Annotated in this window: 24 protein-coding genes; 16 read left to right on the plus strand and 8 right to left on the minus strand. The window is 32.8% G+C overall.

The genetic code is table 11. From position 1 onward, the window contains the following. Positions 1–545 precede the first annotated feature (545 nt). Positions 546–3,221 (minus strand): valine--tRNA ligase, encoded by a 2,676-nt coding sequence (locus tag F555_RS0102255; protein WP_018153599.1) that lies wholly within the window; start codon positions 3,219–3,221, stop codon positions 546–548. Positions 3,222–3,862: 641 nt separating this feature from the next. On the opposite strand from F555_RS0102255, the gene F555_RS0102260 reads away from it, so the two are divergent. From F555_RS0102260 to F555_RS0102270, 3 genes are all read left to right on the plus strand, one after another. Further along, complete coding sequence (locus F555_RS0102260; protein WP_018153600.1) at positions 3,863–5,104, plus strand: methanogenesis marker 15 protein; 1,242 nt, start codon at positions 3,863–3,865, stop codon at positions 5,102–5,104. 67 nt (positions 5,105–5,171) lie between these two features. Next, complete coding sequence (locus F555_RS0102265) at positions 5,172–6,797, plus strand: DUF128 domain-containing protein (protein ID WP_018153601.1); 1,626 nt, start codon at positions 5,172–5,174, stop codon at positions 6,795–6,797. 162 nt (positions 6,798–6,959) lie between these two features. After that, positions 6,960–7,724 (plus strand): RlmE family RNA methyltransferase, encoded by a 765-nt coding sequence (locus tag F555_RS0102270; protein ID WP_018153602.1) that lies wholly within the window; start codon positions 6,960–6,962, stop codon positions 7,722–7,724. Between the two features lie 14 nt (positions 7,725–7,738). Here F555_RS0102270 and F555_RS0102275 read toward each other — a convergent pair whose 3' ends face one another. The 3 genes from F555_RS0102275 to eif1A form a co-directional block, all read right to left on the minus strand. Beyond that, positions 7,739–8,296, minus strand: a complete 558-nt coding sequence (locus F555_RS0102275) for a KH domain-containing protein (RefSeq protein WP_018153603.1) — start codon at positions 8,294–8,296, stop codon at positions 7,739–7,741. Positions 8,297–8,499: 203 nt separating this feature from the next. Further along, complete coding sequence (locus F555_RS0102280) at positions 8,500–9,357, minus strand: serine protein kinase RIO (protein WP_018153604.1); 858 nt, start codon at positions 9,355–9,357, stop codon at positions 8,500–8,502. A gap of 9 nt (positions 9,358–9,366) precedes the next feature. Next, on the minus strand, positions 9,367–9,681 hold the full coding sequence (gene eif1A / locus F555_RS0102285) for a translation initiation factor eIF-1A (protein WP_018153605.1): 315 nt from the start codon (positions 9,679–9,681) through the stop codon (positions 9,367–9,369). Between the two features lie 246 nt (positions 9,682–9,927). Between eif1A and pyrF the strand changes: the two genes are divergently transcribed. The 6 genes from pyrF to F555_RS0102315 all read left to right on the plus strand — a co-directional run bounded on the left by pyrF (position 9,928) and on the right by F555_RS0102315 (position 15,189). Beyond that, positions 9,928–10,584 (plus strand): orotidine-5'-phosphate decarboxylase, encoded by a 657-nt coding sequence (gene pyrF, locus F555_RS0102290; protein WP_018153606.1) that lies wholly within the window; start codon positions 9,928–9,930, stop codon positions 10,582–10,584. A 209-nt stretch (positions 10,585–10,793) separates the two neighbouring features. Continuing rightward, positions 10,794–12,368, plus strand: coding sequence for a hypothetical protein (locus tag F555_RS0102295; RefSeq protein ID WP_018153607.1), 1,575 nt, complete (start codon positions 10,794–10,796; stop codon positions 12,366–12,368). A gap of 71 nt (positions 12,369–12,439) precedes the next feature. Beyond that, positions 12,440–13,225, plus strand: a complete 786-nt coding sequence (cobK, locus tag F555_RS0102300) for a precorrin-6A reductase (RefSeq protein WP_018153608.1) — start codon at positions 12,440–12,442, stop codon at positions 13,223–13,225. Between the two features lie 360 nt (positions 13,226–13,585). Continuing rightward, the gene (locus tag F555_RS0102305) at positions 13,586–14,014 is read left to right on the plus strand and encodes a hypothetical protein (protein ID WP_018153609.1); all 429 of its coding nucleotides are present in this window, start codon (positions 13,586–13,588) and stop codon (positions 14,012–14,014) included. A gap of 582 nt (positions 14,015–14,596) precedes the next feature. Next, positions 14,597–14,827 carry a hypothetical protein gene (locus tag F555_RS0102310; RefSeq protein WP_018153610.1) on the plus strand — a complete coding sequence of 77 codons (231 nt, stop codon included), beginning with the start codon at positions 14,597–14,599 and terminating at the stop codon, positions 14,825–14,827. Between the two features lie 41 nt (positions 14,828–14,868). Continuing rightward, complete coding sequence (locus F555_RS0102315; protein WP_018153611.1) at positions 14,869–15,189, plus strand: ArsR/SmtB family transcription factor; 321 nt, start codon at positions 14,869–14,871, stop codon at positions 15,187–15,189. 40 nt (positions 15,190–15,229) lie between these two features. Here F555_RS0102315 and bioA read toward each other — a convergent pair whose 3' ends face one another. Both bioA and F555_RS0102325 read right to left on the minus strand, forming a co-directional pair. Then, on the minus strand, positions 15,230–16,621 hold the full coding sequence (gene bioA, locus F555_RS0102320; RefSeq protein ID WP_018153612.1) for an adenosylmethionine--8-amino-7-oxononanoate transaminase: 1,392 nt from the start codon (positions 16,619–16,621) through the stop codon (positions 15,230–15,232). A gap of 87 nt (positions 16,622–16,708) precedes the next feature. Next, positions 16,709–17,401, minus strand: a complete 693-nt coding sequence (locus F555_RS0102325; RefSeq protein ID WP_018153613.1) for a fibrillarin-like rRNA/tRNA 2'-O-methyltransferase — start codon at positions 17,399–17,401, stop codon at positions 16,709–16,711. A 74-nt stretch (positions 17,402–17,475) separates the two neighbouring features. On the opposite strand from F555_RS0102325, the gene F555_RS0102330 reads away from it, so the two are divergent. Then, a complete protein-coding gene (locus tag F555_RS0102330; RefSeq protein WP_018153614.1) occupies positions 17,476–18,075 on the plus strand; it encodes a LysE family translocator in 600 nt (199 codons plus the stop codon). A gap of 3 nt (positions 18,076–18,078) precedes the next feature. On the opposite strand, the gene F555_RS0102335 is transcribed toward F555_RS0102330, so the two are convergent. Beyond that, positions 18,079–19,452 (minus strand): hypothetical protein, encoded by a 1,374-nt coding sequence (locus F555_RS0102335; RefSeq protein WP_018153615.1) that lies wholly within the window; start codon positions 19,450–19,452, stop codon positions 18,079–18,081. Between the two features lie 402 nt (positions 19,453–19,854). On the opposite strand from F555_RS0102335, the gene spcS reads away from it, so the two are divergent. The 6 genes from spcS to F555_RS0102365 all read left to right on the plus strand — a co-directional run bounded on the left by spcS (position 19,855) and on the right by F555_RS0102365 (position 24,340). Beyond that, on the plus strand, positions 19,855–21,165 hold the full coding sequence (gene spcS, locus F555_RS0102340) for an O-phosphoseryl-tRNA(Sec) selenium transferase (RefSeq protein WP_018153616.1): 1,311 nt from the start codon (positions 19,855–19,857) through the stop codon (positions 21,163–21,165). 4 nt (positions 21,166–21,169) lie between these two features. Next, complete coding sequence (locus tag F555_RS0102345; RefSeq protein WP_018153617.1) at positions 21,170–21,823, plus strand: hypothetical protein; 654 nt, start codon at positions 21,170–21,172, stop codon at positions 21,821–21,823. Positions 21,824–21,917: 94 nt separating this feature from the next. Continuing rightward, positions 21,918–22,703 (plus strand): cell division ATPase MinD, encoded by a 786-nt coding sequence (gene minD / locus F555_RS0102350; RefSeq protein ID WP_018153618.1) that lies wholly within the window; start codon positions 21,918–21,920, stop codon positions 22,701–22,703. Further along, positions 22,700–22,888, plus strand: a complete 189-nt coding sequence (locus tag F555_RS0102355) for a hypothetical protein (RefSeq protein ID WP_018153619.1) — start codon at positions 22,700–22,702, stop codon at positions 22,886–22,888. The genes minD and F555_RS0102355 overlap by 4 nt, the downstream gene beginning before the upstream one ends. Further along, the gene (locus F555_RS0102360; protein WP_018153620.1) at positions 22,889–23,581 is read left to right on the plus strand and encodes a hypothetical protein; all 693 of its coding nucleotides are present in this window, start codon (positions 22,889–22,891) and stop codon (positions 23,579–23,581) included. It abuts the gene before it with no gap. 60 nt (positions 23,582–23,641) lie between these two features. Beyond that, entirely contained in the window at positions 23,642–24,340 is a 699-nt protein-coding gene (locus F555_RS0102365) for a glycosyltransferase family 2 protein (RefSeq protein ID WP_018153621.1), read from the plus strand. 152 nt (positions 24,341–24,492) lie between these two features. Here the strand turns inward: F555_RS0102365 and F555_RS0102370 are convergent, their stop codons facing one another. Continuing rightward, a complete protein-coding gene (locus F555_RS0102370; protein WP_018153622.1) occupies positions 24,493–26,025 on the minus strand; it encodes a radical SAM protein in 1,533 nt (510 codons plus the stop codon). Positions 26,026–26,295: the final 270 nt, after the last annotated feature.

The raw sequence follows: 26,295 nt of genomic DNA on the forward strand, positions 1-26,295 counted from the left end.
TCGACGAAACCGAAGGTTTCGTGAGTCTTAACGAAAACCTTTCAGGTTTTCGTAAGTCAGCGAATTTTTTGAAATTCGCTTCGACTCGACAAAAATTCAAAGAATTTTTGTGAGTCAGCGAATCCAAAGGATTCGCTTCGACAGCAAATTTCTTTGAAATTTGCTTCGATTTCTAAAGGTTGGAGATAAAGCTTTAAAAAAGCTTTCAGATAAATCCCTTCGGGATTTGGCTTTGCCGTGATGATGCAAAGTATTACATATTAAACCATAAAAAGAAAAAAGGAGCGTGGTACTATAAAAAGAAGTTCAAGAAGATGGAAAAAGAAAGGACAAATGAGATGGAAGCACTACAAAAAGAGAATTAGAAGAATGAAAAGAGCTAAAAGACAATAAATTTAATTAATGCTCTTTTTTCTGTTTTTAATAAATTACTATTTTTTAATTTTAGCTATTTTAAAAAAATTTATAATGGATAAATTTTTAATTTAACTTAAATTGTAAAATTGCACACCCCTATAATTACGCTTTTAAAAAATAAATAATAATTAATGTATTATAGCTAACGTATCAACTAATCCATCAATACTCGTAGTTTCTACTACTTCTCCTTCGTTGAATATCGCTCTTTTTACATCTTTAATGTGTTCTTTGGTTAAAAATGCTTCAAATTCATCCTCTACCTTAAGACCTTCACTGAGTATTTTTTCAATGGTTTCTTCGTCTGCGTTTTTTATAAAGTTCATGACTTTTCCAGCATCTTTTTTGAATTCTGGACCTATTTTAGATTTATTTGGCACAACCTCAACTATCTTCTGTTCAAGGGCAGGCTTTCCGTGTATTATTTCCAACTCTTTTATTTTCAATGCCCCTTTTACATCACATTTGGCCTTTAAAAGAGCGTTATAATCTTTTTCATCACTGACGTATATTTCAACTTTACTGAGCTCTGAGTTCAAAGGCATACCTTTATTTGATTTGAATCTTCTTAGTGAAGATACTGTGTTTTTAGCCACTTCACCGATGTATTCGTTTTCTTCGTTTATTAAGCTTTCATCGACCCTACACCATGATGTGTGTATATTGTCCATTTTGTATATTTCACCAACGATATCTGCGAAATGTGGTGTAAACGGAGTTATTAATCTTAAAGAGTCTGTAATAACTTTGTATAGCGTGTATTGAGCCATTAATTTATCTTTCTGTGCCTCTTCGGTAGATTCTTTGTTGTAGAGTCTGTGTTTTACCATTTCAATATAGTTATCACAGAATTCATGCCATACGAATTTTTGGATTTCAACAACTGTATTGAACCTGTAATTTTCTAAATCCTCTGTAACTCTCTTAATTAGTCTGTTCAATTTACTTAAAATCCATAAATCAACAGGGTTTTCTATATTTGCACTTGCATCTTCCATTGTCTTAAGTTTTTCAATAACTTCATCATCTATGTTCATCTTTGCAAATCTTGCAGCATTCCAGAATTTCCTCAAGAACCTGTACCCGTAGTCAACTTCCTTCCATGCAAATGGAACATCGTTTCCAATGGTACTGTTTGCAGCCCAAAGTCTAAGTGCATCTGCACCATACTCTTTGGTGATTTCCCCTGGTTCAACAACGTTTCCCCTACTTTTACTCATTTTATGTCCATCTTCACCAAATACCATTCCGTTAATTACTATTTCATCCCAAGGTTTTTCCCCGGTTAGTGCAATGGATTTTATTATTGTGTAAAATGCCCAGGTTCTTATGATGTCGTGGCCCTGTGGTCTGAGCTGAACAGGGTAGTGTTTTTTAAAGAATTCCTCATCTTCAAGCCATCCTGCTATAACCATAGGTGTTATTGAAGAATCCATCCATGTATCTAAAACATCAGTTTCTGGAATTAAATCGCTATTTCCACATTTACAAGTATATGGTGATTCCTTTGTAGGATCTAGTGGTAAATCTTCCTCTTTTGCCACAATAACTTCCCCACATTTTGGACAGTACCATACAGGGATAGGTGTTGCGAACAATCTCTGCCTACTGATACACCAGTCCCAATCCATATCCTTAATCCAGTTTAAAAGTCTTGTTTTCATGTGTTCAGGTACCCAGTTAAGTTCGTTGGTTACTTTTTCAGATTCAGGAAGCAACTTTTTAACATTTACAAACCACTGATCTCCAACTATGATTTCGATAGGTGTTTTACATCTCCAGCATACACCAACGTTTTGTTCCAAAGGTTCCTGTTTAATTAAGTATCCTTCACATTTTAAATCTTCGATTATTTTTCCTCTGGCTTCTTCCGACTTCATTCCTGAGTATTTTCCACATATTTCTGTTAATTCCCCTTTTTCGTCAATGGCCTTTTTAATTTCTAATCCATGTCTATTTACCCATACAACGTCGGTCTTATCCCCAAATGTACAGACCATAACTACTCCAGTACCAAATTCCTTTTCAACATCTTCATCTGGATAAACGGTAACTTCTTGGTTAAATAAAGGAACTTTTACTTTTTTGCCAATTACATCCTTGTATCTTTCATCCTCAGGGTGTACGACAATACCGACACACGCAGCCATTAATTCAGGTCTTGATGTGGCTATTGTTAAATATTTTTCTTCGTTTTCCATGTATGGGAACTTAATGTAATTTAATTTTGAGGTTCTTTCCTTGTACTCTACCTCTGCAAAGGCTATGGCAGTTTGACATCTTGGACACCAGTTTACAGGGTGTTTGCCTCTGTAAATTAAACCATCTTTGTACATTCTTACGAATGCTGTCTGAGACTTTTTAACGTACTCAGGAGTCATTGTAATATATTCCCTATCCCAGTCTATGGAGATACCCAATGATTTAACCTGGTTTCTCATTTTTTCAATGTTTTCCTCTGTTAGTTCAACACATAGTCTTCTAAATTCGTGCCTATCAATATCGGATTTTGTTATGTTGTTAATTTCTTCGACTTTAACCTCTGTTGGAAGCCCGTGACAATCCCAACCTTGCGGAAACAAAACGTCATAACCATTCATTCTCTTAAATCTAGCTATAATATCCATATAGGTCCAGTTTAAGCCATGACCTAGGTGCATCCTTCCGGTTGGATATGGAGGTGGTGTATCGATTATATATGGCGGTCTTTTTTCGTCATTCATGAATTTGTAAATTTTGTTATTTTCCCATTTTTTTTGCACTTCTTTTTCCATTTCAATGGAGTATTCCTTCTGCATTTCCATTTTTTCCCTCGATACATATTTATATCTATTATTAATGTTTGATATGTATTAAAAGTCCCAATAATATATGAAACATCAATATATTATTTACACTTTCCTAATTTTAATCAAATAGAATTTTGACTTTCAGGGTGCAAGAATTTATTGAGTTTTAAAATTCAGTTTAAACTATTAAAAAAAGATGGATTCAGCTCGGGTAAGTATCATCATAGTATCAGATAACCCTCTTTTCATCATTATCCATTGTTTTCTATTTTTACATGTTTTTCATTTTTTATTTATTATTGCCTACTTAGTATAGCCTAAATTTAAGTATATATAACTTAGTTATTGCAAAAAGAAACAGAACATATATAATCATCATATATATTAAATGTTAAGTATATACATGTAACGTATGTTAAAACATATGTCAATAGTTAAAATATATGTATATGTATTACTGGTTCTAAAATAAAATCTCACTTCACATGTTCTCAACTAGAACGATTTAACTTATATACTTAGAAATAAATATTTGAAGTAAGGTTAATATAAATAAACTTATATAATTTCAGTATTTTGCAATTACTAAGATTATACCCATTACCTATATTATACACTGGATTATTATATCGGATCGAATTACATTGGTGACTGTTATGGTAGTAAAAATAGCTGAATTAACTTGTGGAGCAGAGTACAGCGGTGTTCAAAAAGAAATAGAAAAAGCTGCTACCGCAGTTGGTGGGGAAATAGTTTTCCCTGAAGTTGATTTGGAATATATTGATAAAGTAGAGGAACATTTAGGATTTGAGGTAGGTTCTGCAAACTTAAAATTAATGTTTGCAAGGGCTATGTCGATTATAGAAGGAAACACCGATGCTGATGCAGTTTTTATTTCAACCTGTTTTAGATGTGCTGAAGGAGCGTTAGTTAGAAACGAAGTAAGGAGATTACTCCAACAGAACACAGATTTACCTGTGGTTATGTACTCTTTTACAGAGAGAACAAAAGCTCCAGAATTGTTGACTAGGATGGAAGCTCTTGTAACTATTGTTGATAAAAAATCACTTTTAGCAAGAAAAAAACAGGAAGGTATAAGTTTAGGTATAGACAGCGGTTCTACAACAACTAAGGCCATAATAATGCAAGATAACGAGGTTGTTGGAAAAGGATGGGTTTATACAAAAGACGTTGTAGAGTCGGCAAAAGAAGCTGTAGATGCTGCATTAAAAGAAGCAGGCTTAAAAATGGAAGATATTGAAACAATAGGAACTACTGGCTATGGAAGGCACACACTTGGGGAATACTTCAACGCAGACCTTATACAGGAAGAATTAACGGTTAACTCAAAAGGTGCTGCGTTTTTAGCAGATAAACAGGATGGAGAAGCAACAGTTATTGATATTGGCGGTATGGATAACAAAGCAATCTCATTAAATAATGCAATCCCCGACAACTTTACAATGGGAGGTATTTGTGCAGGAGCAAGCGGTAGATTCTTTGAAATAACTGCGAGAAGATTGGGAGTTTCAATACAGGAGTTAGGGGATTTAGCTGCTGAAGGAAACTGGAAGAATGTTATGATGAACAGCTACTGTATTGTATTTGGTATACAGGATTTAGTTACAGCTTTGGCAGGAGGTTCTCACGCTAAAGACGTTGCCGCGGCTGCAGCACACTCAGTTGCAGAACAAATTTACGAACAACAGTTACAAGAAGTGGATGTTAGAGATCCAGTTATACTTGTTGGAGGAAGTAGTTTGTTGAAAGGTATGGTGCTTGCTTTAGAAGAAATTCTTGGTACAAAAATAGTAGTTCCGCCTTATTCACAACATATTGGTGCAGTTGGTGCTGCATTACTTTCATCAGGGTACAGGCATCTTAAGAAAAAGATTTAATATAGGTCATCTCCCAATACTTCCTTTTTATTTTCAAATTATTATTTACGGACTTTAAGGTGATTAAATGAATCAGGATTTGGATGAAAAACTAGTGGAGATATTGAATATCCTGCTAGAATCTAAGGAACCTACGGGAGCTAAAATAATTGCCAATGAACTAAAGAATAGAGGTTACAATATAGGGGAACGAGCTGTAAGGTATCATCTCCAGATCTTAGATGAAAAAAACCTTACTAAAAAGTTGGGATATTCTGGAAGGATGATAACTGAAAAAGGTATTGAAGAGCTCGAAAAGGCAAACATATCCTATAGGATGGGTTCAATATTTTCCCAGATCATGGAAAATCTTTACCTTTCAAACTTCCCAGTTAAAATAATTGTAAATACTGCAACTTTTGAAGGGGATTATAAGACTATCAAGAATTTAATATTAAAATCCTTTGAAAATGGTTTTTCAGTGGGGGATTACTTAAATATCCAAAATAAAGGTGGACTTGTAGAGGTAGAAACCCTGTGCAGCATTACATTTGACAACTTTTTATTAAAAAATGGTATTATTCCACTCCCCAGATATGGAGGGATTGTTAAATTTGAAGATTACGAACCAGTACACTTTGAAGGAGTAATTGATTATAGGGATTCTTCAATTGATCCCCTTGTAGCATTCATTACACAGGATAAAACTGATGTACTTGGGATAATTGAAAATGGAGAAGGATATTTACCTGCCAATTTTAGGGTAATTCCTAGTTCAACAAAAGAAAAATTTGAGAACCTCCTAAAAAAAGATCTTTTAAACTGTGTACTGGCATATGGGGAAGAAAACGTACTTGGTTTGAACATTAACGAAGAAGAAATTGGAGTTGCTCTTGTAGGTGGTTTAACGCCTTTATGTATCCCTATTGAAAAAGGTTATAAGATGGAAATAAACGCAGCAGCTACTAAATTAAAAAATCTGGTTTCGATGGAGAGGAGAAATAAAAAATACCTTGAACCAGTATGTAAAAAAGGAAAACGTGCTGTAAAACCTGTCTTATCAAAAATGTTATCTTTAATGGAGAGAGTGACCTACGATATAGAGGAGAAAAAAGGAGATATAATTGTAAACACAGGATGTGTCGATAAAAAATATAAAAAAGAAGTTTTTGATGCATTGAGGGAAAGTTACGAAAAGAAACTGACAATATCGGATAGGGTAGGGATAGAAACAAAAGACGGGCAAATATTTATACATACGCTATGTTCACTAACAATAGATGGTATAATATTAAAAAATGAAATTCCTGTAATACCGTGCTATGGTGGAGTTCTAGAGCTCAGAAGTGGTAAAGGTAATAGGTTTATAGATGTTATTGCCTACAGAGGTACTTCATTAGACCCTCACGAAGTATTCTTCAATAAAACAGATGGAGAGAAAAATATACTGGCAGGGATAAGGGAGGCCCCAATGTCTGCCAAAGATCATATAGCTCAACTGAATGAAAAATTGGAATGGAATGGAATAATTGAAATTGGAAGGCCAAATAATGATATTTCTGGCGTGAGGGTTGAAAAAGGTATGATTGGATTCACAACAGTTGGTGGGATAAATCCACTGGTCCTTATTAAAAAAAGAGGAGTTCCAATTGAAATTAATGCATTACATAAAACTATGAACTATTCTGATTTAATACATTTTGAAGAGCTCTAAAAAATAGAGAAGTTTTTATATTTTTCTTTTTAATGTATTTGGCCTAACATGCTTATTTTTGAACTAGTCAAGTCTAGCTAAGTATATTTTAAGTATATTTTATGGTATATCATTTATGAGATAAGGACTTTATAATTTAGTATATGGAGGTTATGATTCAATATGGGAAAAAAAGATAAAAGATGGATTTTACAAAGAAAGAAAGATTATTACTACAACTTAGCAAAGAAAAACAAGTATCGGTCAAGGGCATCATACAAACTGTTTCAATTAAACAGCAAGTTTAAAATAATTAAAGAAGGCAATGTTGTAGTTGATTTAGGGTGTGCTCCAGGCGGATGGTTACAAATTGCAAGGGAAATCGTAGGAGAAAAAGGTTTTGTAGTAGGGGTGGATTTACAAAGTGTGAAACCTCTCCCCTATGAAAATGTAAAAACCATAAAAGGGGATATGACCAAAGATGAAACACTTGAAAAATTAAGGAGTTTATTAAGCTCTGACCCTGATGTGGTTATCTGTGATGCTTCACCAAACATAAGCGGGGTTTGGGATGTGGATCATACTAGGTCAATAGAATTAACAACAATGGCTTTAATGACTGCTACAAAACTACTGAAAACTGGTGGAAATTTCACAGTTAAAGTTTTTCAGGGCGATTTATTTGACCAGTATGTAAAACTTGTAAAAAATTATTTTGAAAAGGTTTACACCACAAAGCCTAAAGCTTCGAGAGATGAGAGTGCAGAACTATATGTAATCGGAAAAAGATTTTTAGGTAAAAAATTCGACATGGACATGAAGTTACCAATCTTAAAACTGTTAAAACCGGAAGATGAAGAAAAAACGAAGGAAAATAAATTCAAAACTAAAAAAAGTGAACAGGGACTTCTTATAAAAAAGATAAAAGAAATGAGAAAGGAAAAATAAATTATACTGGTTAATTATTTTTTCCAGAGTTCTAGTTCTTTTCTTTTTATTTTCTGTCTCTGTCTTTCAAGATATTTGTACATTTTAGCGTGGGAGGTTCCTCTCAGTATCATTTCAACTGCTTCTTTTGCAGTCTGGACAGATTCAAATTCACCAAGTATTGCCACAGTTTTCCCAAATATCGAAAGATCAGTTCCGGTTAAGTCTTCAATATATTTTCTTGATTTTCCTCCACTGCCAATAACCCTTCCTTTTAACCTTTTAATTGCGCTGTCTGATGTTGCGTATTCAGTTATGTCTATTATTTCAAGTAAATATTGATCAGAGACTAACTTTAAAGCCTTTTCAGGGTTGAATCCTCTTCCAACTGCTTTTACAATATCCCTAGCTTTCCATGTAGCTAAGGCGTCTTCCTGTTTTTCCGTTGAAAATATTGTAACTTCACCATCGTCCCCTATATCAAGTTCAACACCAAGTTTTTCCTCTATTCCTTTTTTTGTTTCTCCGCCTTTTCCTATTAATATTGCTATTCTATTCTTTGGAATTTTTACAACTTCCACATTTCCATACATATTATTTCACCGTAAATAGATATAAAATTAAATTTATAAATAATTATTTTATTTTAAAAAAGAAAAATATATATTCATTCTACATACAATTATATTACACACAATAGAGTCTTTAAATTAAATTTAAAGTTTGTTAAATATTTTAACGTTAAATTTAACTTATTTTCATAGAGCTCATTCGCAGACGACAAATTAATTGGCCATTAATAGATATTTGCCATTTCTTCGTCGATAATACTGAGCTCTTCTCCAGTAACATATTTGTAGAGCTCCCTGTAGTCGCACTTTACTCCTTTTCTCTTAAAAAAATTGCAGATATTTTTGACATCCCTAATAAGCAGGGATTTGGAGAGAGGATGTTGAGTTATAACGCCTTGGGAAAAGTCTATATATACAGGTTCATCATCCTTCACAAGTATGTTGTACTCAGACAGGTCTCCGTGAACCAGCTGAGCATCTTGATAAAGTGTTTTTAGATCTTCCCTTATGAGCTCATAAAATTCATTGTAATTGACTTTAACATCCTTTAATCGAGGTGCGGGAGTACCACTTTCTCCAATAAACTCCATAAGTAGTACGTTTTCCCTTCTTAAAATCGGTTCGGGAGTATTTATATGTTCTAAGGCTCTCATTAGGTTTCTATATTCTTTTTCTACCCATGCCTTTATGATTTGCCTTGTACTACTTTTTCTTAAGTGAAATCTTGGATCTCCTTGAATATACTTCCACATGGTTTTAAAATCACAGTTGGATACTCGATATATCTTCACGGCAAAATATTCGTTTCCTTTCTTTGCCTTAAAAACTACCGCTTCTTTTCCAGAGTTTATTATACCTGAAAATTCATCAATATGCTTTCCAGTTAATAGGCTATAAATATTTAGAAGAGTCCTGTTGTCGAATACTTCGTTTTCAGTCTTTAATTCTTCCAAAAATTTCTTTTTTCTTTCCACTATTTTTTTTTGAAATTCAGCATCCAACTGTTTTTCTCTTTTTGAAATATAGTCATTGTTAGATTTTGGGTCTAAATTTAAGGAATCCTTATTCACATCCTTATCCATAATAATCACTTAATATGTGAAATCTAAGTAGCCTTTTCTCCTTAACCATTCAACCTGTCCTTTTGTGTATCTCCATACTATGTCACACTTTTCGTCACTTTGAACTTCCCAAGGTACTACAATTACGATATCTCCTTCTCTAACCCATATTTTTCTTTTTAACTTTCCAGGAATTCTTCCCATTCTGAGTTTTCCATCCATACATCTTACTCTAACTCTACTTGCACCTAACATTTGTTCGATCATCCCAAGAATTTCATTCTGATCCTGTCTTGGAGTCCTAACCCTCGTTGGTTGTTGAGGTCCTTGGTATTTTTTTTGCATAGTTTTCACCTTCTGTTATTAATCTTAATGCCTTGAAAATCCTTTTGGATTTTCAAAATCACCAATAAAGATTGGGAGCTACAAAGCCACCAATTGTTTAGCTTCCTCGCGTCGCTTGAAGAAAATCAAGATAAAATGATAGCAATCTTGAAACTAAAAATAAACTAAAAAATAGTTTTTCGTTTATGTTTTTATAGTTAATGGTAGTATTAATCATTTATATACTTAATTATGGGTGATATATTTATGGTAAAACTGATGCTTGCTCTTGATGTTATGGATAAAAAAGGAGCTCTAAATATTGCAAAAGAAACTTCTGAATATGTTGATGCCATTAAAATAGGGTATCCTCTTGTGTTGGCAACAGGTTTAGATATTGTGAAAGAAATTAAGGAATTAACTGGAAAAGAAGTTATTTGTGATTTCAAAGTTGCAGACATACCTCCAACAAATGAAAAAATCGCAGAATTAACTTTAAGATATGCTGATGGGATAATTTGCCATGGGTTTGTTGGGGCAGAAAGTGTTGAAGCTATTCAGAAAGTTGCGGAGAAGTTTAAAGAAACTGGGAGCTCAAAAAAAGTCATAGTTGTAACTGAAATGTCACACCCTGGTGCTGTACAGTTTATACAGCCTATTGCAAATGAACTGGCTAGGATGGCAAAGGAATTAAAAGTAGATGGAATTGTAGCTCCTTCAACACGTCCAGAGAGATTAAAAGAGATAAAAAATCTAGTTGGAGATATACCCATAATTTCTCCGGGGGTCGGAGCTCAGGGGGGAAGCCCAGAAGAAGTTATAAAGATTTTAGACGATGATGATTATATAATAGTTGGTAGATCCATATATCAAAGTGAAAACCCGAAAAAAAGCGCCTGTGATTACAAAAAACTCCTGGAATAAAATCATTATTAAGTTATTTAATATGTAACTTAAAAATAACAAATAATAACTTTTTTACCTGATTTTTTAAATAATTCACATCATGAGAATTATATTTTAATACATGTATTTGATGAGCTAATTATAAATCCATATATATTAATAATATGCCGTACAAATTAATATATTGACAAACACATATACGAGAATATTAGATATGGGGTGGAACTATGTTCAAACTCTCTTTTAAAAGAGGACAGACATCATTAGAATTATTTATACTAATGTTAGTTGTAATGCTTGGGGCTGCAGTTGTGGCTACTGAAATGTCTAAAGTCAGTTTTGAAAGTAATACTACTACTGATATTAAATACACGACATTAGGAGCATTTGCCACTGGTGGAAGTTTTGTCTACAATGATCACAGTGGAAAAAATACCGGAGGATATGATAAGGACAATGAAAAGGACCTTGAGGATCTACTAAAAAATGAAACAAAAGATAAGGATAAAGATGGAGATAAGGATGTTTACGAGTTAGGGGAAGGAAGTTTATACATAGAACTAGTTGGTAATTCACATGCATTAATAACAAAAGATGAGATACCTAATGGGATATGGATTTCAGGATATATAGAAATACCTGAAAAAGAAAAGAAAGATAAAGAAGAAGATGATAAAGAAGATGATAAAGACGACTATAGTAAGGATACTGAGAATGATGATAAAGATAAAGAAAAAGATGATGACAAAGACAACCATAGTGCGGATAAAGATAATGATAATGACAAAGATACAGAAGACAAAAATAACGACGAAAAAGATAAGTCTAGTAATAAAGAATATCTATACAATGCCAATGGTACAATTTCAGGACACATTAAATTAAAAGGCAATGAGGAATTGTCACTGGGTCATCTATTCACGGTTAACGAACTGGTAGTGAATGTAAAAGGAGGCGGCGGAAAAAAAGAATTTGCATCACTGGATGTTAAAGTACCTTCAATAGGTAAATTTACAATAGGTAAATTAAAGTTAAAAGATGATGAAGAAGAGATAAAAGAAGAAAAAATAAATGGTAATGTAAAAATAAACGTAGATTCATCAAAAATAGGCGAATTCAATGTTAAAGAAATAAAAGGCGATGCAGAACTAAATATGGATTCATCAATAATAAGCGAGTTCTATGTCAAAAAAGTAGGAGGTCATGCGACTCTAACTTTTATCAACTCATATGTGGGCATATTTAATGTGCACGATAAAATAGATGGTAGCTCAAATATAATATTTGATAACACCAAAGTAGGAAACTTCGACGTAAATAAAGAAATAAAAGGTAATGTAAAATTTATTCAATCAAATATTACCAAATGTACTGCTAAAAAAATAGACGGAGAAATGGAATTTATTAATTCAAACATTGATGATCTGATAGTTGATGATGAAGTAAAAAGCATAAAAATGACATTTAGTAATTCAAACGTGAAAAACTTTGTAGTGGCTAAAGAAATAAAAAATAAGGCAAATATCGTCTTTAGTGGTTCAAACATTACAACATTTAGAATTGAGAAAGAATTGGATGATGCAGAAATAACATTTGTTAACTCAAACGTAGGAGAGCTCTATGTTAAAAAATATAAATTAAAACATAACCTCATTACAATAGAAAATTCAAAAGTTGACAGTATTACTGTAGAAGAATGGGACGAACACAAAGACTCAGAGATAATAATTAAAAACTCACATGTTAATAGCACCTACTATGAATATGCCATAATGAACCGCAGTGGAATATTCCCAAAATAACTATCTAAACAATACTCTTTTTTTAATTATTTTTATTTTAAAAAACAATTTATGTGAAACTAAGTGAAACTATGACGACGATTTTAATAATGGGCGGAACAAGTGATGCCAATAAAATAGCAGAAGAGCTTAAAAGAAAATTTAAAGATTTATTTATAATAACCACAACGACTACAGATTTTGGTGGAAGAATTGCAAGAAACTATGCCGATGAAGTAATTTCAAAGCCTTTGGATAAGGAAGAATTAAAAAAACTAATACTTGACCGAAATATTAACATTTTAATAGATGCCACACATCCATTTGCAGTAGTTGCGAGTAAAAACGCCATGGAAGTCTCAAAAGAACTAAATATCAATTACATAAGGTATGAAAGACCAGATGAAAAGTTTGATATGGAAAAATTTGGGCATAACAATAATATCGATATTGTTTATGTTGAGGATTTTGAAGGAGCTGCAAAAAGAGCAGTTGAACTAAGTAAAAAAAATATATTCTATATGGCAGGAATTAAAAACCTGAAAAAAATCGTAGATATAGTAGGAAAAGACAGAACAATTGCAAGAATTCTCCCGACTTCAGTTAATGAAGGTCTGGAGCTATTACCTTCAAAGAATATTGTTGCAATGCAGGGAATATTTTCAAAAGAGCTCAACAGGTATTTAATCCAAGACTACAACTGTGATGTGATTATAACAAAGAATAGTGGGGATAGTGGAGGGTTAAAAGAAAAAGTACTTGGAGCTCTTGAAGCGGGTGCTATCCCAATAATAATCAAAAGACCAAATATGAAATATCCACATAAGTTTGAGAGTGTGGATGATCTTATAAAACATATCGAAAAACATGCCTTTTGATAATATCTTATATCGTATAATTTTTCTATAATATATGTTAATTACTCCATAATTTAAATTAGATTTTTATTTAAATATTGAATGAAAATTTGTACTTATTTTGGCATCCATTCGCAGAACGACAAGTCCAAAACTTTCTGAACTCTTGACAAACTTTTATTGCCTATATAAAGATCGCATATAAAGAACACCTAACACCCGTGTGATTATATTATAAAATGATTATGGCTATTTTTTAGAGATTATCACCAATAGTGGATTAACTTTGCACAACTTAGTAAACCATATATACCATTATTTTTCTAAGTATATGTGTAGCTAAATTGCTACATATACAATAATAGTAAAACAGGTGGTAAAATGAAGAAATTAATTGCTGGCTTGATATTTGCAACGGTGCTTATATCAAGCGTTTCAGCCTTTATGGGCTATGGCTATGATTCAAACTATGGCATAACTGAAATACTACAAAATAGTCAAGAGATTTTAAACAATGCTACATTAGTTGAAATACCTTCCCCTACAAATACAACTTACTACTCCATCACATACAATGATGAAGAAGTGGGAAAACTTTGGAAAAATGTGGATTTAAAAGAGCTTACAATAGGCGATCCTCGATTCACAATGTGGGGGGTTGTAGTTCCGTTATACTCTAGCCTTGAAGAATATGTAGGTAACCTGTACCTAGATTGGACAAATTATGGATCTTACGGAAGAGGATATCCAATGGGTCATATGGGTCATTATGGTTACAATCACGGTCCGCAATGGTGCCACAATTATTAACTATCATATAATTTTTTAAGCATGTGAAAGATGGCATATTGATTAGATCTATTATATAAGGCCTGCTAGGGGATACTATCTACAATACTAACCTATTAACGTAATGGCATTAGAATATTAATATATGATTTAAATAAATGCGAGAAGGGACCATATTATGAATTCAATACTTACAACAATCTTGTTAATTGCTGGGATTGCTTTATTGGCATGGGTATTCACCAGGGGGAGACATGGAAGCAAACATGGAAAAAGAGGGTGTTGTTGAGAGTAGTTCAAAACCCAGTAAAATTTAGCCATATCTTAGTAAATATTAAAATATGCTATTTTTTGGGGAGAACTTCCCCATTATTTAATATATCACTCAATTTAACTAAATGTGTTTTTATATAAATGTTCTGCAATATATGCTAGTTATCTGATTGATTTAACCTGTTTTTTTGAACTTATGTTTTTATAACCTCCATTCGCAGAACGAATGTATTGTGGTATCTACATATAGCGCTACCAAAATTATATAAAGTCGGCCAATGATACTACTCTAACAAATTGGGATTAATATATGTGAGTTGGGTGATGAATGTGTTCCAATATGGCCGAGATATTATAGATTATTGCGGGATTGGAGGTTATGGAGGGGATGTTATGTTTATAGTGTCATTATTGTTTATTGGAATTATTGCATTGTTGGCATATTTAATATTCAAAAAGCCAAGTTCAGACAATGAAAGACTGGTAAAGATAGAAAAAGATGTTGAAGAAATAAAAGAAACTGTAAAGGAATTGAAGAAAAAATGGGATGAAATTGAGTAAAATGGTTTTTTATTTGATGGATAACATATTTTGTGGTTTTTATGAATTTAGGACCTAATGAGGAACAAAGTAAGGGACGGCACTCAATAGATGAAATAATTAAAATAAGTGATGCCCTGTCAAACAATATGCGTATTAAAATATTACATCTACTAAATCAAAAACCATGGAATATATATGAACTGGCAAAAGCTCTTAACTTGTCCAGGCCTGTTGTTTATGCTCACTTAAAGAAATTAGAGGAGGCCGATTTAGTTGAGAGCGATTTAGTTTTAGATGATGCTAGAGCAAAAAGAATATATAAAGCAAAAAAATTCAGATTTGAGATAGATAACGATATGATAGATAAATTGTTTGAATAAATTTAATATATTGAACAAAAATATTCAAATATGGGTAAAATTAGAGTTTACTAAACTCCTCTATACTTTCATACAGCTTTTCACAGAGGAATTTAATTTCATCTTCTGTTATTGATAGAGGAGGAACGAGTATAATGGTGTTAAATATAGGCCTCATGTAAATTCCCTTTTGTAATAGTATCTCTGCAACTTTATATCCTGCTTTGTATTCATAAGGATAAGGTTCTTTTGTTTTTTTGTCCTTTACAAGTTCAATTCCAACCATAAATCCTTTTTTCCTAATGTCTCCTACATTTTCCAGTTCTTTGAGTTTTTCCAGTTCCTCATGGAACAGTTTTATTTTTGGCTGGATTTTTTCAAATATTTTATCCTGTTCTATGATATCCAATGTTGCAATTCCTGCAGAACATAGTATTTGATTTCCAGTGTAGGTATGGCCATGGAAGAATTGTTTACACTCTTCAAAATCTCCTAAAAATGCGTTGTAGATTTCCTCAGTCGTCATAGTAACTGCCAATGGCAAATATCCCCCAGTTATTCCTTTTCCAAGACATATTATATCTGGTTTTTCTAACTTTTTAAGTTCTTCATTGTCTGAATACAATAGTTTCCCAGTTCTTCCAAAGGTTGCCACCTCATCGAGTATAAATATTATATCGTGTTCCTTACAGGTTTTTGCAACCTCTTCAATGTACCCTTCAGGATATGGTATCATCCCAGCAGACCCCATCATTCCTCCTTCGAATATTACGCAAAATACTTCATCCTTATGTTTTTCAATTAAATCCTTCATGTTTTCAAGGCATTTCATATCGCAGCCTTTTTCGTTTCTTTCGTCGGTGTCTTTGAAATTGTGGTGTTTACACCTGTAGCAGTATGGTGTTTCTGCATAGTATCCTTTAAAGAGCAGAGGTTTAAAATATCCGTGAAATGTTTCGCTTCCCCCAACACTCATAGCTCCTATGGTATCTCCATGGTAGCCTTCCTTAACAGAGATGAATTTGTTTCTTTTACTAGATTTTCCTTCTTTTAGCAGGTAATACTCAAATGCCATTTTAACGGCAATCTCTACAGCTTCGGCACCATCTTCTGAATAAAATACTTTTTTAAGATGTTCTGGTGTAATATCTACCAATTTTTTTGCTAAAACCGCTGAAGGGACATTCCCACATCCTAAAAGTGTTGAATGACAAATTTTTTCAGTCTGATTTTTTATGGCATCGATAATTCTCTTTTCACCATGTCCAAACATGTTGCACCATATTGAAGAAACTGCATCCAAATATTTTTTACCATGGATATCGATTAAATAATTCCCTTCACCTTTTTCAATTATTAAATTCTTTGAATTTTCATATTCTTTCATCTGTGTATATGGATGCCAAATATACTCTTTATCCCATCTGTCTATCAAGTTAGGATCAATTTTCATACAATCACCTCAAAAGTGTAAATATAACTTAAAAAATAGAATAAATAAAATATAATGGCTATTCTTAACAAGATCGGCAAGACGAGGTTATTTTCCCTTCCAAACTCCCACAAACATAACGTGGTCTTTTTCAAATGGTTCTATATTGACTGTTTCTAAAATTTTAAAGCCGCCATCTGTTAAAATCTGTTTTTGTTCTTCAAATATCTCCTTTGGATTTTTTGTTACGTCGATACTTCTGGCTTTTATGGATATCATACCATAGCCATTTTCTTTTAAAAACCATTCTGCGTTTTTTACCAGAATTTCAGCCTGATTTGGCTGGGCAACATCCTCATAAAGTACATCGACTTCTTCAACTATATTTGAATATTCGTTAGGCTTATTTGCATCCCCCAATATCGGAATTAAATTTTTTCTGTCATTACATACCTCTAAAAACTCCCTCATAATTCTTGGGGCAAATTCTACAGAGTAAACCGGTGAAGTTTCGGTTATGTCTGCAACATGAGATGGGGTGGTACCTGCAGAAGCTCCGAGATAAAGGACCTTTGTATTTCTCTTTATTGGGACGTTTTTCAAACCATTTATAATGGCAGCTCCCATTTTACTCTTGTTTGGATTCCAGATTCTATATTCTGTTCCATCAACATTAATTAATTTTTCTCCATAAACCCTTTTGGACGGAACTAAGGATTTTGTGGCAATTCTTTTTAATCCATCCCCTAAATCGACTTCGTATATATTTTCAAATATCTCTTTTATCTTTATTTTTTCCATATTTCCACCAAATATATAAATAATAATTTATTAATATAAATAATACATTATAACAACGCTAACATTGAGGTATTATGAATATATCAGATTTATTGAATTTTATAGCCATTATGGCCATTTTTGTAGCAATTCCTGGCGCTGGAACTTTTTTGGTAACTTCAGTGGCCATTCAGTCGGGAAAAACAGGAGCATTTATAACAGCACTTGGAATTAGTTTAGGGGATATTATATATTTACTTTTTGCCATTTTCGGATGGTTAGTTATATCTCAAAGGTTTGAAAATATTGTATATTTAGTTAAATTTATTGGGAGTATGTATTTAATCTATCTTGGAATTAAAGTATTTTCTTCACCGCAGGCATTTGAAAATATTGAGTTTACAAAAAGTAAAAACTTTTGCACTGGATTTTTTGTTTCCATCACTAATCCTAAGGTAATTCTCTTCTATCTGAGTATTTTACCTTTATTTTTAGATTTGAAGTATTTAACAACGTCTGACATAGTTTTAGTCTTATTTACTGCGGTTTTTGTAATTATGTTCGTACTATTTGGATATGCGTTAATTGCTCAAAAGATAAAGGATATTTTGATAAAAAAAGATAAATTAATTTTGCTAGATAAAATTTCTGGGATAATAATAGTTGTTGTTGGAATTTTAATGCTATTGAAGTAATAATTAATTTTGGGAAGATGTTTTTCCAATAACTTTTCTTTCCATTTTAACTTTTTTCTTTTTTACATCTTCTTTAGGTCTTTCAGGTTTTGATTTTTTGTCTTTTTTCCCAGTTCCTTTAGGTCTTCCTTTTTCTTTAGGGGCCCTGTCTTTTTTACTGCCTTTTCTTTCTCTTTTACCTTTGTTCCCTTTTCCTTTTCCTTCTTTCCTTCTGCCACCTTCTGCTTTTTTAGGTTCTCTTTTACCAGCTTTCTTCTTCTTTGGTGGATTTGGATATTTTTCAGCTATTTCCTTGACTCTTTTATTTAACTGTTCCATCAGATCTTCTGCAATGTAGTGTCCATAAACATCAGCTCTAACTGCAATTGAAAGTTTACATGCCAGAGCTCTTGCTATTTTACCATGCACCCACCATTTGGATGATTGAATCAAAGGATGTTGGTAAATTACACCATGTTTAGGTGGATTTGCATGTTCCCTTAAATGGGCAAATAATGCCTTTTCTGCCCCAATAACCTGTATTGTAGATGCAGGAAGTTTTGAAAGTCTGTCTATTCCGCCTGCTAAACTTATCAATCTTGCACCTAATGATGCCCCCCCAACAGCCGTTAAATTAGGGGCCACTTCTTCCATTGCAGACTCTAAGTATTTTTGAAGGTTTTCCCTATATTCATAAAGCCTTTTTACTTCTTCTGCAAGACTCTTTAAAACTTGAAGATCCTCTTCAGATATCTCAGCGCCCATAGATTCTTTTGCAGCAAGTGCCAAAGTTCTTGCAAGATTTGATGGTAAGGTCTTTTTTAATCGTGTTCTGGTAAAATTGTCTCTGTAACTGAAGTCAGACACTAAATTGATATATATTTCGTGTTTTTTTACCAGCTTATCCATTTCAGGGAAGTATAATGAATACCACTCCCTCAACCTCTCAGAAAATAGATTGAGCGTCTCATCTAAGTTATCCAAAGCATTAACTGTTTGAATTACAAGCTTATCCTTCTGTTCAGAGGACTTTTTCATTAGGGATTTTGTAAGTCCCAGTGACCATGAATTCATTTTTTCAATAAATTCCTCATGACTGCTGAAAACTCCAAATTTTGCCCCTAATTCATAAAGATTTTTTCTTATTAACCTTCCAGCAATATTGGGTTCGCTACTGGATAGTTCCACCGCCATTTCTTTATCTTCTACATTCCACTCTTTTTTGAGCTCTTCGACAATTTCAAAGTTTCCTTTTCTTAAATCACGCATTATTTCAGGGATTTCCCCTTCTTCGAATATTTTATAATATTTTAAATCCTCGATACTGTAGTCTCCGTTTTTCGGATCTTCAGATTCCAGAGCAAATGCCCCATACGGTGCAAAGGCTATAAATAACATAGAGTCTCACCTAAAAATTTATAAAACTATAATATTGTACGTATGTAGTTGTTTTTATGATAAACCTTAATGACTAAATCTAACTAAAATCTATTTAATCATTTAGATAGATACTACTAATTACAGATATATAATCCATCTCCTATAAATCAATACAACAATATAATATATTTTTAATAATATTTTTCAATGAATTTATTATCAATAAATTCAATTACAAATTACCATATCTGTATTTTGTACTAAAACATATTAAGTGTTATTTAGTGTTATTAGTGTTATGCGGGATATAAAATATATAATTGTTTAATTCGTTTCATTTATTGATAGGTAATATATCCATTAATCAATAACGTTATGTACTTTATCGTCTCAAAAACTATAAAATTAAAATGTGATATTATGTTTAACTTAAATTTTCAGGGATTAATTCCAACTAATATGGAAAAAAGGGGAGAATTGGTTTTAAAGGATAATCTAAAAGAAATAGAAGAGATATTCAACCAAAGAAAGGTGCCTAAAAAGGGTATGGATGAAGAAAAAATAAGGTTATTTTTAAAAATACTATCAATGATGGATACCAATAAGGATCCAAAATCAGTAAGGATCGGGGAAAGGGAAGCTAGGATAGTTTCAAAAATCCAAGAGGAATTGGTTTCTGGTTTTTCTCATGGGGTTGGAAGGAGTGGAAGTTTAATTGATCCACAACCAAAGGCTCCTGGAGCAAGTATAATGTACTCACTTACAAATAAAATTCTAAAAAGTTTTTTAAAAAATTTCGGGTTAAATGTTGATACAATAGCAACACCTGTAGCTACTGGAATGTCGTTATCCCTTTGTTTAAGTGCAGCTAGAAAAAAATATGGTTCTAATGTTGTTATATATCCATATGCGGCCCATAAAAGCCCTATAAAATCCACATCGTATATTGGACTTAGAATGAGATTGGTGGAAACCCAACTATATGGAGATAGGGTAAAAGTAGATGTTGGAGATATTGAAGATGCAGTAAAAAAAGAAATAAGTGAGAACAATAGGCCCTGTGTATTTAGTACGCTAACTTTCTTTCCACCAAGAGATAGCGACAATATTGAAGAAATAGGTAAAATATGTGAAGAATACGACGTCCCCCACATTGTAAATGGGGCCTATGCTATTCAAAATAGTTTTTACATGGAAAAATTGAAAAAAGGTTTAAAGCATAGAATCGATGCAGTAGTGAGCTCTTCGGATAAGAATCTTTTTACACCAATAGGTGGAGGAATTGTTTATTCAAAAGACAAAGAGTTTTTAAAAGAAATCTCACTTTCTTATCCTGGCAGGGCTTGTGCAACACCTATTGTAAACACATTGGTATCTATGCTGTCATTGGGTATTGATAAATACAAAGAGCTCATGAAAAAACAGAAGGAAAGTAAGAAACTATTGGATGACTTACTAGCTGAACTGGCAGAAAAAACCAATAATAAAGTTTTAGATGTGGAAAGTCCGATATCATCATGCATAACTGTAAAAAGCGATCCGATAGATATTGCGGCTAAACTATATAATCTAAGGGTTACAGGCCCTAGGGGCGTAAGAAAGACCGATAGATTTGGAAATTGTTATCTAGGTGAGTACCCATACAACTATATTGTCATTAATGCAGCCATAGGGGTTGGGGATAATGACATTATAGGTGCCGTAGAAAAACTTGAAAAGGTTTTGAGGTAACTTTATGATCGGGATAACAAAAATGTACTATGAAATAGCTGATTTGGCGGGAATAGATTCTTATAAGATAGTAAATCCATATAATGAATCCTGTAACTGTGATATATTGATCATATCTAAAGGATACGCCCAAAAAGTTAAAAAATTAAATCCAAATTCGAAAATAATAGAAATAAAATCTGCAACATTTTTAGATTTGATTGAAAGTTTAGAAAACCTTAAAGAATTAAAGGTCGGAAATCCTGAAAAGATAGACAAAAGCATATCTTATCTAAAAGAAAAAGATTTAGAAATAAAACTTAAATCTCAAAATCTAAAGAAAAAGATCAGCAATATTAATATTAAAGTAAGAACAAGTTCTGAATTCATAAAAAAGATAGTTGAAGATTTGGGATTTCCTATTTCTAACGATGTTTCATATGTATCCAGCAAAGTTGGACAGGATTTTATGGTAGTAGAGGTAATACCAGACTATATGGTGGATATGGTGGAGGATAAATTAAATGAAATCGAGAGCTCTACAACCATTATTCAAAAGAAACATGATATAAACAATACAATAGTAGTATTAAAAACCCATAACTATCAACTAAAACTTGTAGATAGAATAGAAGACCGATATTTATCAATACTGCACAGTATGTCTGAATTAGTTTAGATATTTTCATAAAAGGTAATATATACCATAAAAATTATACGTTGTTGAATACATTATATTTATCACAATTGTGTTATGAGGGTAAGGTGAAATCATGGCGATTACCATTGCAATTGCCTCAGGAAAGGGGGGCACTGGTAAAACAACTATTTCTGCTAACTTAGCTGTGGCACTTTCCATTTTTGGTAAGGAAGTGATAGTAATTGACGCCGATATCGCCATGGCCAATTTGGAGTTAATAATGGGCATAGAAGGAATGCCTGTAACATTAAATGACGTTCTTTCCGGTAGTGCGGATATTAACGATGCGATATATAACGGCCCAGGTGGCGTGAAAGTAGTTCCTGCAGGAGTGTCATTAGACGGGTTTAAAAAGGCAAAACCTGAAAAATTAATGGAAGTTTTAGCAGAATTGGATCAAAAAGGGGACATTTTACTTATTGACTGTCCGGCAGGTATTGGAAAGGAGGGATTAACTGCAATTTCTGCCGCTGAACATCTAATAGTTGTAGTGAACCCAGAAATTTCATCTATTTCCGACGCTTTAAAGGTTGTAGCTATTGCAAATAGAATGGAAACAAGTGTTTTAGGGGCAATAATAAACAGAGTTACTGAAGATAGCTCAGAAATCAGTGCAAAAGCAATTGAAACCATTTTAGAGATCCCAATAATTGGCATAATACCCGAAGATCCAAACGTTAGAAGGAGTGCTGCTTTTGGAGAACCTATTGTTTTGAGATATAAAGATTCTCCCGCTTCAATTGCGATTATGGAAATAGCAGCTAAACTAACTGGTAAAGAGTATATCCCTGAGAAAAAGGAACAAGAATCATTTATTAAAAAATTCATTAAGGGTTTATTCGGGGGGAGGAAAAGATGATAGATTATAATGTAATACTTGTTATAGTCCTTATAAGTCTTTTGCTGAATGTAATACTTTTCTTTAAGGTAGTTCAATTAAAGAAGGAAATGGATGGAATTAAGGATTCTACAAGACTTACCAAAGAGGAGGTCAGTAAGTTAAATGAAAGACTTAAACGATTGAAAATGAACGGGGGATTTTGAATGAGAGGATTATCTATTTTATTACTCCTGTTTTTTTTAGTGACTACTGTTCATGGATCCACATATGTAGTTCCAGAAGAGGTTCCTGTAAATGGTAGTGTTTATGTGATATACCAATGGGAATCACCAGTTAACATTCATAATTTTAGCTTAAATATATATTCAAATGGCGTCCAATTTGGGAATAATTCCGTAAATGTGAGCCATATCGATGAGGGTCAAAAAATACTTTGGGTATTTGAAGGTAAAGTTACCGAGTTAGGCAATCAATCTATTATGGTATCTACCTCCTATACTATAATTAACTCTTCAATAAATTCCGTGGAGCTCTTTCAAATAGAAGCAATATCCAAAAGAGCCGAAACAACCGAAAATGTTGTTAAGAATAATACCATAATATTAAACAATTCAGAGATCCAAAATACTTATGAAGAGATCAATGAAACTAATGCCACAATGTCTTACGGAAAGTCTGAAAGCTTTTCGCGCAACTATTCGAAAACTAAAAATGAAACTAAACCATTCAACACCTGCGGATCCGGTGGTAATTCTACAGACGTTGTTTTATCAAAAACTAATGTAAAAGAAGATAAAGGAGAAATAATAACCTTAAATGATATATACTATATAATCAGTGGACTAATTGCGGGGATCCTACTGGGTCTAATTATTATGTATGTCTATGAATCCTAATTAGTAATTTTTGATCCTATCTTTTTCTATTTTATTTGGTTAAATGATTACTGTGATAACATGATCGTAGTTATTCCGGCATACAATGAAGAAAAGAATATAATAAGAGTTCTAAAAGAGTTAAGTGATTTAAACATAGATTCAATAGTGGTAGACGACGGCAGTGTAGATAAGACAAGGAAATTAGTTGAGGAGTTCATAAAAAACAACGAAAATAACAATAAAATATATACCATATTCAAGGATAAAAATCAAGGTAAGTCAAGTGCACTAAAAGACGGTACAAAACTTGCTCTGGATTTAAACTACGAATATATAGTTTATATGGATGGAGACCATCAACACAAGCCAGAAGATATACCAAAGATGTTTAAAAAACTAAAAGAAAAAAATGCAGATGCTGTTTTTGGAATTAGGAAATATAACCATATACCGTTTCATAGGCAGATATCCAATTTTGTAGCAAGTATTATTATGTCATTAACTGTTTCTTTTTACTCTAGAAGGCCTTACATATTTAGGGACATACAATGTGGGTTTAGGATAATCAAAAGCAGTTTTCTAAAAGACGCTTATTTTGGAGATGGATATAGTGTAGAACATCTTATAGCACTACAGCTTGCAAAAAAAGGTGCTAAGATAGTTGAAGAATACGTGACTATTGAATACCATCCTGATGCAACTTCATATATTACAACAAAAAAGATAGTCGATGTTGTAAAGGAGGTTGCGAAATTTGTTTTATTTAGGAATCGTTAATCAATTATATAGTAGTATGCAATTTTAAATAAGCCAATAATACATTAAAATAAATAGCCATAATAAATAAACTCATATTTCAATTTAACAGTATATTTTATGTTTAAATAAAATTTAACCGTATTTATTAGTTAAGTAAGTAATGCACACCACTATACTTCGCCTGTTATGGATCTCCTACCGTAACCTGTAATTTTTACATCTCTAAATTCTCCAACCTTTATAGATGAATCATCTTTTTTAGGTATGCCTATAAGAATTGGATAGGTCCCAAACTGTCTTCCAAAATATAAATTCTCTTTTTCGACTTCAATAAATACATCTTTTAAAATCGTTCCCTTTGGTACCATCCTTTTTAACATTGGATTGTCAATTTCATTTCTTATTTTTTCCTTAAAGCTTAAAAATAAGTTTTTCCTTTTTTTCGCTTTTTTAACATCTTTTATGGTCAATTCAGTTCCAAAAAACGGAACTACTTGCCTAATGTTTATCCTCCTTATCATAAAGCCAGAATCATATATCTCTTTTAAATAGTTGTAGTTTATTTCAAAGGTCTCCTTGGTTTCGCCTTTGAGTCCGAACAATAGATTTATCCCGGGTAAGAGATAAGGTAAACCTGTAGGACTTCTGTTTCCTCCAATTTCATTGAGTATTTTAACGGCCTTTAAAACGTCCTCAGGGGTTGTAAGTAAATTATTCTTTTTAATAACTTTTTCATCAAAGCTTTCTACACCAAAAGCAGCTATATTTCCTCCAGTACAGTATCTTACCAGTATTTTAGCCACTTCCCTACTTTCTTCTTCATGCCTTGCAATAACTGCAGGGTTGGCATTGTCTATGTGTAGAACTTTAGGGTTTGAAACGTTTTGAATACCTTTAAACAGCCTTTCAATTTCAACAACATTTGGCTTTGGTACTTCTTCATCAGCTCCTTCCAGAGATTTGTAAGAAAACATGCAAGGCTGTCTTCCGATTCTAAAGTACTCTATGCCTAAATTGTAAAGATTCTTAACCTCCTCCACAATATCCTCGGGTTCCCTATACTTTGGAGCTCCGAACCTTCGGGGCTCTGTACAAAAACTGCATCCGTTACCTAGAGCTCTTGAACATCCCCTATAGGTTTCTATCTCTGCTATAATATATGGATAGTTTGGATGCTGTTTTACAATTCTTGCACCAATGTTTGCAAACTCCCTCAATTCGTCATAATTTCTTTTTCTCTGTGGATCTACGTTTTCTAAGTTAAATCCATTACCCAATAAATCGTATAAAACAGCTTCAATATCCCCTTCAGCTATGACATCAAAGAAGTACTTCAACCTATCTTCGTCCTCTATTTTCCCTCCTTCTGCTGAAGAACCGAATTTAGTTGCCACAGGTCCTCCAAGTATTTTAATACCTTTAAAATTGTATAAAATCGATACAATTTCCCTAAGAGTGGCAGGATTGGCATTTAAATATTTTCCAGGGGTATGGAACCCGCAAATTGCGATTACTGCATCAAATCTATTAAAATCATAACCTTTCTTAATTTCTTCTCTAAGTTTATCGATAGTTATATAATGAACATCGTGTTTAAATTTATAGAGAGCTCCTGCTACATATCTTGGATATGTTCCTATGTAAGGGGGAACTCCTAAACCAGCAGGTTCGTCCGTATATCCATCCAATATTAAGAATTTCATTGTATCACCGGGGGCCATATGTTCCACATCTTGCCTGTAGATGTGATTTACTATCTATTAATTATAGTCAGGTGCATAACAAATTTAACACCATCTGACATAAAACTTGACTAAAATATACTTCTCGACAAAAACCAAAGGTTTTTGTGAGTCTCGACAAAAATTCTTCGAATTTTTGTGAGTCAGCGAATTTCTTTGAAATTTGCTTCGACAGCGAATCTTCGATTCGCTTCGACTTAACTTCGTTAAGAAGTATCCGGTTTTGGAATC

Source organism: Methanothermococcus thermolithotrophicus DSM 2095 (assembly GCF_000376965.1).
GTDB lineage: Archaea > AGJL01 > Methanococci > Methanococcales > Methanococcaceae > Methanothermococcus > Methanothermococcus thermolithotrophicus.

Bases quoted from the DNA above. Each gene is read 5' to 3' on its own strand.
- F555_RS0102275 (WP_018153603.1), bottom strand. From the start codon at position 8,296: ATGTATGGAAATGTGGAAGTTGTAAAAATTCCAAAGAATAGAATAGCA.
- spcS (WP_018153616.1), top strand. From the start codon at position 19,855: ATGTTTAACTTAAATTTTCAGGGATTAATTCCAACTAATATGGAAAAA.
- F555_RS0102315 (WP_018153611.1), top strand. From the start codon at position 14,869: ATGAATTTAGGACCTAATGAGGAACAAAGTAAGGGACGGCACTCAATA.
- F555_RS0102260 (WP_018153600.1), top strand. From the start codon at position 3,863: ATGGTAGTAAAAATAGCTGAATTAACTTGTGGAGCAGAGTACAGCGGT.
- pyrF (WP_018153606.1), top strand. From the start codon at position 9,928: ATGGTAAAACTGATGCTTGCTCTTGATGTTATGGATAAAAAAGGAGCT.
- F555_RS0102370 (WP_018153622.1), bottom strand. From the start codon at position 26,025: ATGAAATTCTTAATATTGGATGGATATACGGACGAACCTGCTGGTTTA.
- minD (WP_018153618.1), top strand. From the start codon at position 21,918: ATGGCGATTACCATTGCAATTGCCTCAGGAAAGGGGGGCACTGGTAAA.
- F555_RS0102355 (WP_018153619.1), top strand. From the start codon at position 22,700: ATGATAGATTATAATGTAATACTTGTTATAGTCCTTATAAGTCTTTTG.
- F555_RS0102265 (WP_018153601.1), top strand. From the start codon at position 5,172: ATGAATCAGGATTTGGATGAAAAACTAGTGGAGATATTGAATATCCTG.
- F555_RS0102305 (WP_018153609.1), top strand. From the start codon at position 13,586: ATGAAGAAATTAATTGCTGGCTTGATATTTGCAACGGTGCTTATATCA.
- F555_RS0102345 (WP_018153617.1), top strand. From the start codon at position 21,170: ATGATCGGGATAACAAAAATGTACTATGAAATAGCTGATTTGGCGGGA.
- F555_RS0102360 (WP_018153620.1), top strand. From the start codon at position 22,889: ATGAGAGGATTATCTATTTTATTACTCCTGTTTTTTTTAGTGACTACT.
- F555_RS0102255 (WP_018153599.1), bottom strand. From the start codon at position 3,221: ATGGAAATGCAGAAGGAATACTCCATTGAAATGGAAAAAGAAGTGCAA.
- F555_RS0102365 (WP_018153621.1), top strand. From the start codon at position 23,642: ATGATCGTAGTTATTCCGGCATACAATGAAGAAAAGAATATAATAAGA.
- cobK (WP_018153608.1), top strand. From the start codon at position 12,440: ATGACGACGATTTTAATAATGGGCGGAACAAGTGATGCCAATAAAATA.
- bioA (WP_018153612.1), bottom strand. From the start codon at position 16,621: ATGAAAATTGATCCTAACTTGATAGACAGATGGGATAAAGAGTATATT.
- eif1A (WP_018153605.1), bottom strand. From the start codon at position 9,681: ATGCAAAAAAAATACCAAGGACCTCAACAACCAACGAGGGTTAGGACT.
- F555_RS0102330 (WP_018153614.1), top strand. From the start codon at position 17,476: ATGAATATATCAGATTTATTGAATTTTATAGCCATTATGGCCATTTTT.
- F555_RS0102335 (WP_018153615.1), bottom strand. From the start codon at position 19,452: ATGTTATTTATAGCCTTTGCACCGTATGGGGCATTTGCTCTGGAATCT.
- F555_RS0102270 (WP_018153602.1), top strand. From the start codon at position 6,960: ATGGGAAAAAAAGATAAAAGATGGATTTTACAAAGAAAGAAAGATTAT.
- F555_RS0102280 (WP_018153604.1), bottom strand. From the start codon at position 9,357: ATGGATAAGGATGTGAATAAGGATTCCTTAAATTTAGACCCAAAATCT.
- F555_RS0102295 (WP_018153607.1), top strand. From the start codon at position 10,794: ATGTTCAAACTCTCTTTTAAAAGAGGACAGACATCATTAGAATTATTT.
- F555_RS0102325 (WP_018153613.1), bottom strand. From the start codon at position 17,401: ATGGAAAAAATAAAGATAAAAGAGATATTTGAAAATATATACGAAGTC.